This window comes from Streptomyces sp. LUP30 (assembly GCF_001746365.1).
In the GTDB taxonomy this organism is placed as follows: Bacteria; Actinomycetota; Actinomycetes; order Streptomycetales; family Streptomycetaceae; genus Streptomyces.
This window is the reverse complement of record NZ_MJAJ01000097.1, coordinates 1-12,347: the sequence shown is the minus strand read 5'-3', so window position 1 is coordinate 12,347 and position 12,347 is coordinate 1. Positions and strand designations below refer to the sequence as shown.

General features: G+C 72.2%; 10 protein-coding genes and 2 pseudogenes. 5 read left to right on the top strand and 7 right to left on the bottom strand.

Annotation, left to right across the window (positions count from 1 at the left end):
• The coding region (locus BG482_RS46375) for a LysR substrate-binding domain-containing protein (RefSeq protein ID WP_370745954.1) at nucleotides 1–358 on the top strand (358 nt) is incomplete at its 5' end.
• Here the strand turns inward: BG482_RS46375 and BG482_RS39390 are convergent.
• Nucleotides 315–1,499, bottom strand: a pseudogene (locus BG482_RS39390) (Nramp family divalent metal transporter); the annotation flags it as partial. The gene BG482_RS46375 and the pseudogene BG482_RS39390 overlap by 44 nt on opposite strands.
• Nucleotides 1,500–1,777: 278 nt before the next feature.
• Between BG482_RS39390 and BG482_RS39385 the strand changes: the two are divergent.
• Complete coding sequence (locus BG482_RS39385) at nucleotides 1,778–3,148, top strand: M14 family metallopeptidase (protein ID WP_069774027.1); 1,371 nt, start codon at nucleotides 1,778–1,780, stop codon at nucleotides 3,146–3,148.
• Here BG482_RS39385 and BG482_RS39380 read toward each other — a convergent pair whose 3' ends face one another.
• The 5 genes from BG482_RS39380 to BG482_RS39360 form a co-directional block, all read right to left on the bottom strand.
• A complete protein-coding gene (locus tag BG482_RS39380) occupies nucleotides 3,149–3,784 on the bottom strand; it encodes a hypothetical protein (RefSeq protein ID WP_069774026.1) in 636 nt (211 codons plus the stop codon).
• Between the two features lie 87 nt (nucleotides 3,785–3,871).
• Nucleotides 3,872–5,350, bottom strand: a complete 1,479-nt coding sequence (locus BG482_RS39375; protein WP_069774025.1) for a GntP family permease — start codon at nucleotides 5,348–5,350, stop codon at nucleotides 3,872–3,874.
• 195 nt (nucleotides 5,351–5,545) lie between these two features.
• Nucleotides 5,546–5,956 (bottom strand): RidA family protein, encoded by a 411-nt coding sequence (locus tag BG482_RS39370; protein WP_069774024.1) that lies wholly within the window; start codon nucleotides 5,954–5,956, stop codon nucleotides 5,546–5,548.
• A gap of 7 nt (nucleotides 5,957–5,963) precedes the next feature.
• Nucleotides 5,964–6,731: an IclR family transcriptional regulator gene (locus tag BG482_RS39365; RefSeq protein ID WP_069774023.1), complete on the bottom strand. Its 768-nt coding sequence runs from the start codon at nucleotides 6,729–6,731 to the stop codon at nucleotides 5,964–5,966.
• Nucleotides 6,728–7,768 carry a sugar kinase gene (locus BG482_RS39360; protein ID WP_069774022.1) on the bottom strand — a complete coding sequence of 347 codons (1,041 nt, stop codon included), beginning with the start codon at nucleotides 7,766–7,768 and terminating at the stop codon, nucleotides 6,728–6,730. Before BG482_RS39360 ends, BG482_RS39365 begins: the two co-directional genes overlap by 4 nt.
• 172 nt (nucleotides 7,769–7,940) lie before the next feature.
• On the opposite strand from BG482_RS39360, the gene BG482_RS39355 reads away from it, so the two are divergent.
• Together BG482_RS39355 and BG482_RS39350 are read left to right on the top strand one after the other, a co-directional pair.
• On the top strand, nucleotides 7,941–9,215 hold the full coding sequence (locus BG482_RS39355) for an amino acid deaminase (RefSeq protein ID WP_069774021.1): 1,275 nt from the start codon (nucleotides 7,941–7,943) through the stop codon (nucleotides 9,213–9,215).
• A 23-nt stretch (nucleotides 9,216–9,238) separates the two neighbouring features.
• Entirely contained in the window at nucleotides 9,239–10,864 is a 1,626-nt protein-coding gene (locus tag BG482_RS39350; protein WP_069774020.1) for an amidohydrolase family protein, read from the top strand.
• A gap of 22 nt (nucleotides 10,865–10,886) precedes the next feature.
• Here BG482_RS39350 and BG482_RS39345 read toward each other — a convergent pair whose 3' ends face one another.
• Nucleotides 10,887–11,789 carry a serine protease gene (locus tag BG482_RS39345; RefSeq protein ID WP_069774019.1) on the bottom strand — a complete coding sequence of 301 codons (903 nt, stop codon included), beginning with the start codon at nucleotides 11,787–11,789 and terminating at the stop codon, nucleotides 10,887–10,889.
• A 195-nt stretch (nucleotides 11,790–11,984) separates the two neighbouring features.
• On the opposite strand from BG482_RS39345, the pseudogene BG482_RS39340 reads away from it, so the two are divergent.
• Nucleotides 11,985–12,347: pseudogene (locus BG482_RS39340) on the top strand (hypothetical protein); the annotation flags it as partial.

Below are 12,347 nucleotides of genomic sequence, written 5' to 3'. Positions count from 1 at the left end.
CGCCGGCTGCCCGCGCTGCCGCGGCCAGCTGGTGCAGGTGTGCGAGCGGGCGGGCTTCACGCCCCGCATCGACTTCGCGACCGACGACTATCCGGCGGTGGTCGGTCTGGTGGGCGCCGGGCTCGGCGTCGCCGTCCTGCCCGAGCTCGCGCCCGCGCTCAGAAGAAGTCCCCCCACGGCTGGTCCGCGATCTGCTTCACGCACAGCACCAGGAACAGCAGTCCCGCCAGCACCAGCATTCCGTTGCTCAGAAGCCCGTTGCGCCACGGTCCGGGCGTGCGGGAGGAGTTCAGCAACCACAGCAGCGTCCCCGCCAGGAAGGGCAGGAAGGCCGCCCCCAACACGCCGTACAGGATGATCAGGCGGAACGGCTGCCCCTGGAAGAGCAGCACGATCGGCGGGAAGGTCAGCCACAGCAGGTACGCCCGGAAGGGCCAGGACCGCTCCCGGCGGCCGGAGGCGACCTCCGTGCCGGTGGTGTCGACCCGGCCGCGGGAGCGGGCCACGAAGTCGGCGAACATCAGGCTCACTCCGTGCCAGACGCCGATGAGCGAGGTGAAGGAGGTGGCGAAGAAGCCGATCAGGAAGAACTTGGCCGTCGCGGACCCGTACCGCGCCTCCAGGATGTCGCTCAGCTGGACAAGGCCCTTGTCGCCGCTCGCGATCGCCACGTTCGCCGAGTGCAGCAGCTCCGCTCCGACGAAGAGCATGGCGACGACGAACACGCCGGTGGTGAGGTACGCGACCCGGTTGTCGAGCCGCATGACCCTCATCCACCCCGCGTCGGTCCAGCCCTTGGCGTTGACCCAGTAGCCGTACGCGGCGAGGGTGATGGTGCCGCCGACGCCGCCGATGAGACCGAGGGTGTTGAGGACGGAGTCCTTCTCGTCCGGCAGGACCGGCAGCAGGCCCGCGAAGGCCTCGCCGAGGTGGGGGGTGACGCGGATCGCCAGATACACCGTCACCACGAACATGACGCCCACCAGGACCGTCATGACCTTCTCGAAGACGGCGTACTTGTTGAACCAGACGAACACCAGGCCCACCAGCCCGCAGGCGATGGCCCACCACTCCAGGTCCATCACCTGCGGGAACAGCGCCTGGAGCGGCAGCGCGCTCGACGACATCGCCGCCGCGCCGTAGACGAAGCCCCAGACGACCACGTAGACGACGAAGAACCAGGTCGTCCAGCGGCCCAGGCTCGCCCAGCCGTCGAAGAGGGTGCGGCCGGTGGCGAGATGCCAGCGGCCGGCCGCCTCGGCGAGGGAGATCTTGACCAGACAGCCGACGATCGCCGCCCAGAGCAGGGTGTAGCCGAAGTTGCTGCCGGCGATGAGCGTGGCCACGAGGTCGCCTGCGCCGACGCCGGTCGCCGCGACCACGATGCCGGGGCCGATGTGCTTCCAACTGGGCCTGTGGGGCGTGGGGTTGTCGGCACGTCCGGATGGAGTCCCGGTGGTCGTGGAGTTGCCCGTGGGGGGTTCCGTGGTGTCCGCCATGAAGGTCAAGAAAGCCCAAAGGCGCCGATGCGGCAAGAGGGCGTACGCGATCTCCACCCGATGTGCCCACCCGGCCCGCGCGTGTGATCGCTTTCGACGGGTGCGGGCGCAATTACACTTCGCGGCCGGTCATGCGCCGTTTTTCGCATGGTTCCGGCCATCGGCGCTTTGTCGTCCCTTGACCTGTCCATGCCATGGATTGACGATGAGCGGCACCGCACCGCCGCACACGGCAAACGCACAGCCCCCCACGACCCGACTCCCCACAAGGAGAGTTCATGCGACTTCGCATTCGCGGTTCAGGCGCCGGCGTCGCAAGCGCCCGCGGCGGCCGGCGGACCGCCGCCCTCGCCGCCCTGCTGGCCCTCGCCCTCGCGGCGCCCCTGTCGGCGACGGTCACCGACGCGGCGGCGGGCGGCGCCCCGAGGACCGCGCCGTCCGCCGACGACGTCCGGCAGTACGAGATCCACGTGAGACACAGCACCCCCCAGCTGCGCACCGCGATCGCCGCGTCCGGCGTCAGCGTCGACGAAACCGACGAGGAGACGGTGGTGGTCTCCGGCCGCGCGGAGCAGATCCGCGCGCTGCGCTCGCAGGGGTACGAGGTCACCGCGCTGGGCTCGGCGCCGGACCGGGCCGCGCAGGGCGGGAAGCGGCTCTTCGACTTCCCGTCCGCCGACGCCAAGTACCACAACTACGCCGAGATGACGGCGGAGATCGACCAGCGCATCGCCGCCTATCCGGGCATCATGAGCAAGCGCGTGATCGGCAAGTCGTACCAGGGCCGGGACATCGTGGCCGTCAAGATCAGCGACAACGTGGGCGTCGACGAGGCCGAGCCGGAGGTGCTGTTCACCCACCACCAGCACGCCCGCGAGCACCTCACCGTGGAGATGGCGCTGTACCTGATCCGTGAGCTGGGCGCCGGCTACGGCTCGGACCCGCGGGTGACGAACATGGTCGACAGCCGCGAGATCTGGATCGTCCCCGACCTCAACCCGGACGGCGGCGAGTACGACGTCGCCACCGGCTCCTACCGCTCCTGGCGCAAGAACCGGCAGCCCAACTCCGGTTCCTCGTACGTCGGCACGGACCTCAACCGGAACTGGAACTTCAAGTGGGGCTGCTGCGGCGGCTCTTCGGGGTCCACGTCCTCCGAGACCTACCGGGGCGCGTCCGGCGAGTCCGCGCCCGAGGTGAAGGTGGTCGCCGACTTCGTGCGCAGCCGGGTGGTGGGCGGCAAGCAGCAGATCACCGCGGGCATCGACTTCCACACCTACAGCGAGCTGGTGCTGTGGCCGTTCGGGTACACCTACTCCGACACGGCGACGGGGATGACCGCGGACGACAACGCCGCGTTCAAGGCCGTCGGGCAGAAGATGGCCGCGAGCAACGGGTACACGGCCGAGCAGTCGAGCGATCTGTACATCACGGACGGCTCGATCGACGACTATCTCTGGGGCACGCAGAAGATCTTCTCGTACACCTTCGAGATGTATCCGACGTCCGGTGCGGGAGGCGGGTTCTACCCGCCCGACGAGGTCATCGAGCGGGAGACCTCCCGCAACCGGGACGCCGTGCTGCAGCTTCTCGAGAACGCGGACTGCATGTACCGGTCCATCGGGAAGCAGAGCCAGTACTGCGGCTGACTAGTCGGCGTCCTTGACGTCGGCGTCCTTCGCCTCGGCGTCCTTGACCTCGGCGTCGGCGTCGGCTTCCTCGGGCGCGGGCTGCGCTGCGTCCGCGTCCTCGGCGTCGCCTTCTTCGAAGTAGGCGTCGAGGACCGCGTCCAGCCGGCCCTCCCACTCCTCGAAGCGCGACCTGGCCGTCGCCTCGATCTCGATCGGGTACCAGCGGCGGTCAGGGGTGTGCACCGTGATGGTGAACCGCTTGCCGAACCGCGGCGACTCCGTCTCGATCGCGGCGATCTCGTCCCAGCGGAACTCGCACGCCTCCTCGTCGAGACGGAGGCGAACACCCCGCGCGTCGGCGGTGAACCGGGCACGGCGGTCGGAGGCCTCGAAGACGGGTCCGTCGGCGGGCTCTTCCTCCGACTCCGCCTCCTCGACGGCGGGCTCCCCGACGACGGGCTCCGCACCCTTCGCGTCCTCGGCGTTCGCGGCGTTCGCGTCCTCGGTCACCTCCCCGGTGTCGACGACCTCGTCCTCGGCCGGGGCACCGTCCGCCGGCTTCGCGGTCGCGGGCGACGTGAGCCCGGGGATGAATGCCGGGTCGAACCCGGCGCCCTCCAGGGGCTGGCTGCTCGAACCTATGCGCTGCTCCACAGCGGGCAGTATGGTCGAAGATCCTGTGCCGGACACAGCCAGCCCCTACTTCGTTACGGGAGTCGCGCACCCGGACCCGGGCGAGACCTAGACGAAGAGGCTCAATACGGCCGCCATCGCGAACCCGGCCACCGAGAGCACCGTCTCCAGCACGGTCCACGTCCGGAGGGTGTCGCGCTCGCTGATGCCGAAGTACTTGGCCACCATCCAGAATCCGCCGTCGTTGACATGGCTGGCGAAGATCGAGCCCGCCGAGACGGCCATGATGACGAGGGCCACGAAGGCCTGCGAGTGGTCGCCCTCGGCGAGCAGCGGCGCCACGATCCCCGCCGTCGTCACGATCGCCACCGTCGCCGAACCCTGCGCGACCCGCAGCACCACCGAGATCAGGTAGGAGAGCACGATCACCGGCAGGCCGACGTCGTTGAAGGTGTCCGAGAGCGCCTGGGCCACCCCGCTCGCCTTGAGGACGGCGCCGAAGACCCCGCCCGCGCCGACGACCAGCAGGATGTTGCCGACCGGCTTGAGCGAGGCAGTCGAGACCGTCTCCAGCGACTTGCGGGACCAGCCGCGCCGGATGCCCAGCAGGTAGTAGGCGAGCAGCAGGGCGATGGTCAGCGCCACGAACGGGCTGCCGAAGAACTCGATCACCGAGCGTCCCGTGGAGGGGTCCAGGGCGATCGAGGAGAACGTGGCGGCGAGGATCAGCACCAGCGGCGTGCCGATGATCCCGACGACCGTGCCGAGCGGCACCGGGTCCTCGCGCGGCGCCACGCCCTGGGCCCGCTGCTCCTCGACGACGGCCCGCTTCGCCTCCGCCGCCGCCTCGACCATGTCCTGCGGCACGGCCACGAAGATGCGCCGGCCGACCCACGCCGCGTACGCCCAGGCGGCGAGAACGGCCGGGACGCCGCAGACGACGCCCATGAGGATGACCCAGCCGAGGTCGACGTGGAGCAGTCCGGCGGCCGCGACCGGGCCGGGGTGCGGCGGCAGGAACGCGTGGGTCATCGACAGACCGGCGAGCAGCGGCAGGCAGTACAGCAGGATCGACTTCCCGCCCCGCTTGGCGGCCGCGTAGACGATCGGGGCGAGCACGAAGATGCCGACGTCGAAGAAGACCGGGATGCCGAAGATCAGGCCGGTCAGCCCCATGGCGAGGGGGGCGCGCCGCTCGCCGAACAGGCCGAGCAGCCGGGACGCCAACACCTCGGCGCCGCCGCTGACTTCGAGGACCGCGCCGAGCATCGTGCCCAGGCCGATGATGATCGCGACATGGCCGAGGATGCCGCCCATGCCGGACTCGACGGTGGAGACGGCGTCCGAGCGCTGAACGGTGCCGAAGAGCTCGGTCACGGACAGGCCGGCCAGCAGGCCGACGGCTATGGAGACGGCCAGGAGGGCCACGAAGGGCTGGAGTCTGACCTTGATGATCAGGTAGAGGAGGAGGGCGATGCCGAGGGCGGCGACCGTCAGGAGGCCTGCGGTGCCGTCGATCAGCAGGAGCAGCCCGCCGGTGTGGGGCGGGGCCTCGGCGGGGGCGGCCGCCGTGAACGAGGGGGACATGGGGGTCCTCTGGGTGGGTGCATCGGGCTTTCGGGCAGGGGGGATCGCGGCACGGCGCACCCTTGGGACGGGGGCGCCGTGCCGTGCAGCCGTACCGGGTACGGGGAGAGACGGGTGTCAGGCAGAGGGGGTGTCGGTGAGAGGCGGGCGTCAGCCGAGCAGCTGTCGGTGGAGCAGTTGCCGTTGGAGCAGCTGTCAGCCGAGGACGGCGAGCGCGTCGATCTCGATCAGGAGGCCCGCCGGCAGGCCGACGTAGACGGTGGTGCGGGCGGCGGGCGCGGCGGTGAGGGCCTGCGCCTCGAAGTAGCCGTCGTAGAGCTCGTTGAACTCGGCGAAGTGCCCGGTGTCGGTCAGGTAGACGCGGATCATCATCACGTCGTCCCAGCTCGCCCCGCCCTCCCGCAGGATCGCCTCGACGTTGGCGAGGGTCTGCAGGGTCTGCTCGCGCAGGGTGGGCCCGGCGGGGGCCGGGGCCTTGCCCGGCTCGGCGGGGAGGAAGCCGACCTGGCCCGCCACCTGCAGGATGTTGCCCTTCCTCACACCGTGCGAGAACTTCGCGGGCGGGGTGGTGTGCGTGCTGGGGGTGAGCGCGGTCTTGTCGGTCATGCGGCGTTCATTCCTTTGCGGTGTGCGTGATCGGGTTTCTGCCGGAGTACTCGCCGCTGACGGCGTCCGCCGCGCGGCGCACCAGCGGGAGCAGGGTGAGGAGTTCGTCGGCGGTGACGACGACGTTGGGCGCGGAGACGGACATCGCGGCGACCACCCGTCCGTCGGCGCCCCGGATCGGCGCGGCGACGCAGTTGATGGACTCCTCGTGGCCGCCGAGGTCGGTGGCCCAGCCCTGTTCGCGCACCTTCTCCAGTTCCCGCAGGAACGCGGGGGCGTTGGGCGTCGAGCGGGCCGTGTACAGGGGGTAGTCGAGCTTCTCGGCGACGGCCCGCCGCTCGGGCTCGGGCAGGTCGGCGAGGAGCAGCTTGGCGACGGCGGCGACGGTGATGGCGACGGGCCGGCCGATCCGCGAGTACATGCGCACCGGGTAGCGGCTCTCCACCTTGTCGATGTAGAGGACCTCGCCCTCCTCGTAGACGGCGAGGTGGACCGTGTGGCCGCAGCTCTCGTTGAGGCGGGCGAGGTGGGGGTGGGCGATCTCGCGGACGTCGAGGTTCTCCATCGCCTCCTGGGCGAGGGCGAAGAGGCGGGCGCCGAGGCGGTAGCGCTGGTCGGACTGGCGGTAGACGAGACCGTGTTCGTGGAGGGTGCGCAGCAGCCGCAGCGCCGTCGACTTGTGCACGCCGAGGCGGTCGGCGACCTGTCCGAGGTCGGCGGGGCCCTCGGCGAGCAGGGGCAGGATGCTCAGGGCGCGGTCGACGGTCTGGCTCATGGGGTGTGTGCCTCCTCCGGTGCGGCCGGGGCTTGCGTCCAGCCCGGACCGAGTCGAAGTCTCCCCCACGCGGTGTCGTCGAGGGCGGCGAGCCGGTCGGCGTGGTCGCGGGACGGAGGCGTGGCGAGGTCGCCGGGGACGGTGAGGGCGGCGGCGGCCATGAGGTGCCCGTGCCGGAGCCGGTCGCGCAGGGGCAGCCCGCGCAGGGTGGCGGAGAGGAACCCGGCGGCGAAGGCGTCCCCCGCGCCGACGGCGGCGACGACGTCGACCCTCGGGGCGGGGGCGTGCAGGACGCTTCCCCGGTCGAAGACGGTGGCGCCGCGCGCTCCTTGTTTGACGACGAGCACGGCGGGGCCGGGCAGCGCTGCCCGTACGGCGTCGACGCCGTCCAGCCCCCACACGTCGGCCGCCTCGTCCTCGCCGACGAACACCAGGTCGGCTCCGCGCGCCAGGTCGAGCAGGACACGGGGGCTGTTGCCGTCCGTCCACAAGCGGGGGCGGTGGTTGACGTCGAAGGAGACGAGGGGGCGGCCGGGCCGGGGGGCGGTGAGTTCGCGCAGCAGGCCGAGGCAGTCCGCGGAGAGGGCCGCGGTGATCCCCGTGAGGTGCAGTACGCGACCGGCCCGCACGGCGTCGAGGTCGACGGTGTCGGCGGACATCGCGGAGGCGGCGGACCCGGCGCGGTAGTAGGCGACCTCGTGCTCGTCGCCGGCCCGGTCGCCGGCGGTGCGGAAGTAGACCCCGGTCGGGCGCTGCGGGTCCCTGCGCACGGAGCCGACGTCGACGCCGAAGGAGCCGACGGTCTGCACGAGGTGGTCGCCGAAGCCGTCCGCACCGACCCGGCTGACCCAGCGCGCCGGGTGTCCGGCCGCCGCCAGGGCGCAGACGACGTTGGACTCCGCGCCGCCGATGCCCCGTTCGAAGGAGGGCACGTCGGCGAGGCGGCCGGGGCGGGAGGGCAGGAGCGCGACCATGGACTCGCCCAGCGCGACGACGTCCACGACGTCGGGGGCGTCGCCGGGTCCGGTGGCGGTCACGATCGTCGTGGCTCCTGTGCTGGTGCGGGCGGGCCAAGCGGGACGGGGGTCCCCCGGCCGAAGGCTGGGGGAGGCTCCGTTGACCCCGCGTTGGCCGAGATGTTAGACAGCGGTAAGCGACATACGCAATGGACGTTGCACACGATGCAACGCTCCTGATCAGGGAGGTTCCATGAGTACCGAGGCACTGGCGGCGCTCGCCCGGCTGGCCGAGGAACGCGTCGACCACCGCTTCAAGGGCCTCCCCCCGGACGCCGAGGGCCTCACCGTCGCCGAGTTGGCCGCCCAGCGCCGCAACCTGTTCACCGGCGGATTCACCACCCCCGTCCTGGCCCTGTCGGCGGAGCGGCTGGAGCACAACCTCGCGCTCATGGAGACGTACGCGACCCGGCACGGCCTCGCCTTCGCCCCGCACGGCAAGACGTCCATGGCGCCGCAGCTCTTCCGGCGCCAGATCGAGCGCGGCGCCTGGGGCATCACCCTGGCGGTCCCGCACCAGGTGTGGGTGGCGCGGGCGTACGGCGTCCAGCGGGTCTTCCTGGCCAACGAGCTGGTGGACCCGCCCGCGCTGCGCCGGATCTCCGCCGACCTCGACTCCGACGACGACTTCCGCTTCGTCTGCTATGTCGACTCCGTGCGCGGCGTCGAGCTGATGGACGCGGCCCTGCGCGGCGCCCGCCGCCCCCTCGACGTCGTGGTCGAACTGGCCGCCGGCGACGGCGCGCGCACCGGCGTGCGCACGGAACGGGAGTGCGCGGCGGTCGCCGACGCGGTGGCCGCCGCGCCGGCCCTGCGGCTGGTCGGGGTCGCGGGCTACGAGGGCGAGGTCCCGGGGGCCGACCCGGAGCGGGTGCACGCCTGGCTGCGGCGGCTGGCCGCCCTCGCCGCCGACTTCGACGAGGCGGGCCGGTTCGCCGGCGCCGAGGAGATCGTCGTCAGCGCCGGCGGCAGCGCCTGGTTCGACGCGGTCGCCGACGTCTTCGCCGGGATCGGCGAACTCTCCCTGCCCGTACTGAAGTTGTTGCGTTCGGGCGCCTACGTCTCGCACGACGAGGGGCACTACCGCGAGCTGACGCCGTTCAACCGGGTGCCCGAGGAGGGTGCGCTGGAGCCCGCGTTCCGGCTGTGGACCCAGGTGGTCTCGCGCCCCTCCCCCGACCAGGCGTTCGTCAACGCGGGCAAGCGCGACGCGGCCTACGACCTCGGCCTGCCCCTCGCGCAGACGATCCGCCGCGACGGCACGCAACGCCCCGCCACCGGCGTCTCGGTGACCGCGCTCTCCGACCAGCACGCCTGGCTGCGCACCGCCGCCGGGGCGGACGTCGAGGTCGGCGACTGGATCGGCCTGGGCCTGTCGCACCCCTGCACGTCCTTCGACAAGTGGCCGCTGATCCCGCTCGCCGAGGCGGACGGCACGGTCGTCGACTACATCCGCACGTTCTTCTGAACCGCCCGAGCTGGAGGCCGATCATGGAAGACCTCGTCATCCGGGACGCCGACGTCGTCGACGGCAGCGGCGCGGACTCGTATCGCGCGGACGTGCTGATCGACGGCGGCAGGATCGTCACGATCGTCAAGGAGGCCGCGGCCGCGGGCTGTCAGCGCCCGAAGGCCGTGCGGGAGCTGGACGCCGAGGGGCTCGTCCTCGCCCCCGGCTTCATCGACATGCACGCCCACAGCGACCTCGCCCTGCTGCGCGACCCCGACCACAGCGCCAAGGCCGCGCAGGGCGTGACCCTCGAAGTCCTCGGCCAGGACGGCCTGTCGTACGCACCGGTGGACGAGCCCACCCTCGAAGGGGTGCGCCGGGCGATCACCGGCTGGAACGGCCCCGGCGACGACGTCGACTTCGACTGGCGTTCCGTGGGCGAGTACCTGGACCGGCTGGACCACGGCTTCGACGGCCGGGGCATCGCCGTCAACGCGGCCTACCTCGTCCCCCAGGGCACGGTCCGCGCCCTCGTCGTCGGCTGGGAGGACCGCCCGGCCGCACCGCGGGAGCTGGACCGGATGCGAGCGCTGGTGGCGGAGGGCCTGGAGCAGGGCGCGGTCGGCCTGTCGTCCGGGCTGACGTACACGCCGGGGATGTACGCCGAGAACGCCGAACTGGGCGAACTGTGCGCGGTGGTGGCGCGGTACGGCGGCTACTACTGCCCCCACCACCGCAGTTACGGCGCCGGCGCGCTGGAGGCGTACGCGGAGATGGTGGAGCTGACCGCGAAGGCGGGCTGCGCCCTCCATCTGGCCCACGCCACCATGAACTTCGGAGTGAACGAGGGCCGGGCCCCGGAGCTGCTGGCACTGCTGGACGAGGCGCTCGACTCGGGCGCCGACATCAGCCTCGACACCTACCCCTACACCCCCGGCTGCACCACGCTGGCGGCCCTGCTGCCCGGCTGGGCGAGCGAGGGCGGTCCGGCCGAGACCCTGCGCCGCCTGGCGGACGACGCGACGGCCGAGCGCATCCGCCACGAGCTGGAGGTGACCGGCGCGGACGGCTGCCACGGAGTGCCGGTGGACTGGGAGACGGTGGAGATCTCGGGCGTGAGGGACCCGGCGCTGGGCGACTTCGTCGGCCGCACGGTCCGCGCGTCGGCCGACCGGTTGGGCGAGGCCCCATGGACGACGGCGCGCCGTCTGCTGATCGACGACGGACTCGGCCCGACGATCCTGCAGCACGTCGGTCACGAGGAGAACGTGCGCGCGATCATGCGCCACCGCGTCCACACCGGTGGTTCCGACGGCGTGCTGACGGGCGCGAAGCCGCACCCGCGCGCGTACGGCACCTTCCCGCGCTATCTCGGCCACTACACGCGGGAGTTGGGGATCCTCACCCTGGAGGAGTGCGTGGCCCGGCTGACCGGCCGCCCGGCGGCCCGCCTCCGGCTGCCCGACCGGGGCCTGGTCCGCGAGGGGTACCGGGCCGACCTGGTGCTGTTCGATCCGCGCACGGTGGCGGCGGGCTCGACGTACGAGTCGCCGCGCACCCTGCCCACGGGCATCCCGCACGTCCTGGTCGACGGCCGCTTCGTGATCGAGGACGGCCGGCGGACGGACGTGCTGGCGGGGCGGGCGGTCCGTCGCAGTCCCGTGTGACGGAACGCCCCGCCGCCCGGGCCTACGGCTTGGGCAGGGTGCACCCGCTCTTGTTCAGGCTGAGCTGGTTGCCGGTGGTGAAGCAGGCCGGGATCAGGTAGGTCTCCTGGGCGTAGTTGATGCCCTCGCGGACGGTGACGTTGCCGTTCGCGTCGACCTCGCACGGGTTGTTCTCCGTGCAGCGCTGGCCGTCCTCGTTGCCGGTGTTGTTGACGGCGACGACCTTGCCGGTGGACTGGTCGATCACGGGCGAGCCGGAGGTGCCGCCGATGGTCTGGCAGGCGGAGGTGTACCGGACCGAGTCCTTCCAGGTCCAGTCGCCCTCCTTGAGCCGGTAGACGAACCCGTCGACGTTGCAGCTGTAGAGCCGCTTCCAGTAGCCGGACGCCACCGTGATGGCGGTCCCGGCGACCGGGTGGGTGTCCTGCACGGTCAGCGCGGAGATCCCGTACGCGCTCTTGATCGACGCGTAGGTGCTGGTGAGCTGGTAGATCGAGACGTCCGTGTCGGTCATCGTCCCGTAGGCCAGCTTGCTCGCGCGCAGCGTCGCCACCCTGGTGCCGGCGGAGTTGAGCAGGCCGAAGGTGCGGCTGGACGCCTGGTTGACGAGCACCTCGCCCGGCTCGGGGAAGCCGGTCGACAGGCAGTGCCCGTTGGAGAGCACCAGCGCCGGGTCGGAGTCCAGGGAGCTCGGGAAGCGGATGACCGACCCGGAGCAGTTGCTGAGCGCGACGGTGCCGGCGAGGTTGACGGCCCGCAGCGTGGGAGCGGCCGACCCGGTCCCGGCCGCCTTGGCCGAGAGGGCGGAGGCCGAGGTCGCGGCCGAGGACGCGGGCTGCGCGCTCACCGGCGCGGCGACCGCGGGCGCCGCACCCGCCCCGGCGATGGCCAGGGCGAAGAACGCGGCGACGAGAGGCTTTCTCATGTGGGGGTCCCCTCTTATGACAGGACGACCGGAGATCTTCCGGCCGCCCATTGCTTTTGTCATGCGCATTGTTAGTGCGCCGGGAGGGGAGGACAAGGGTGGGTTTTCAGCCGCCGGAGGGATGTCTTCCGCTTTCCGTCCGCACGGGCGCCCGCACCCGCCTACCTGCCCCCCTTGCCCCGCCCCCGGCCCCCCTTGCCCTTCCCGACCGGGGACGCCGGAGCGGGGGACGCGGCGCTCGCCGGCGCGGACGTGGCGGTCCGGGAGGGCGTGACGGGCGGGGGCGCCTCGGCCGTGGTGAGCGCCGGGGACGGCTGCTCCTCGGCAGAAGGGGACACGGTCGCCCCCGCGGAACCGGCGGAACCGGTCGGAGAGGGCGACGGCGCGCCGGATGCGCCCACGACCCCGCCCGGCGCCGATCGCGTGCCGCCCCGCTCCCCCCGCCCGCCCCCCTCGGACGACCCCGACCAGGACAACCCCACGACCAGCACGACCAGCACGGCCAGGGACGCGACCCCCGCCGCCCCCGCGGCGACCCTCACCCGGCGCGCGCGCCGC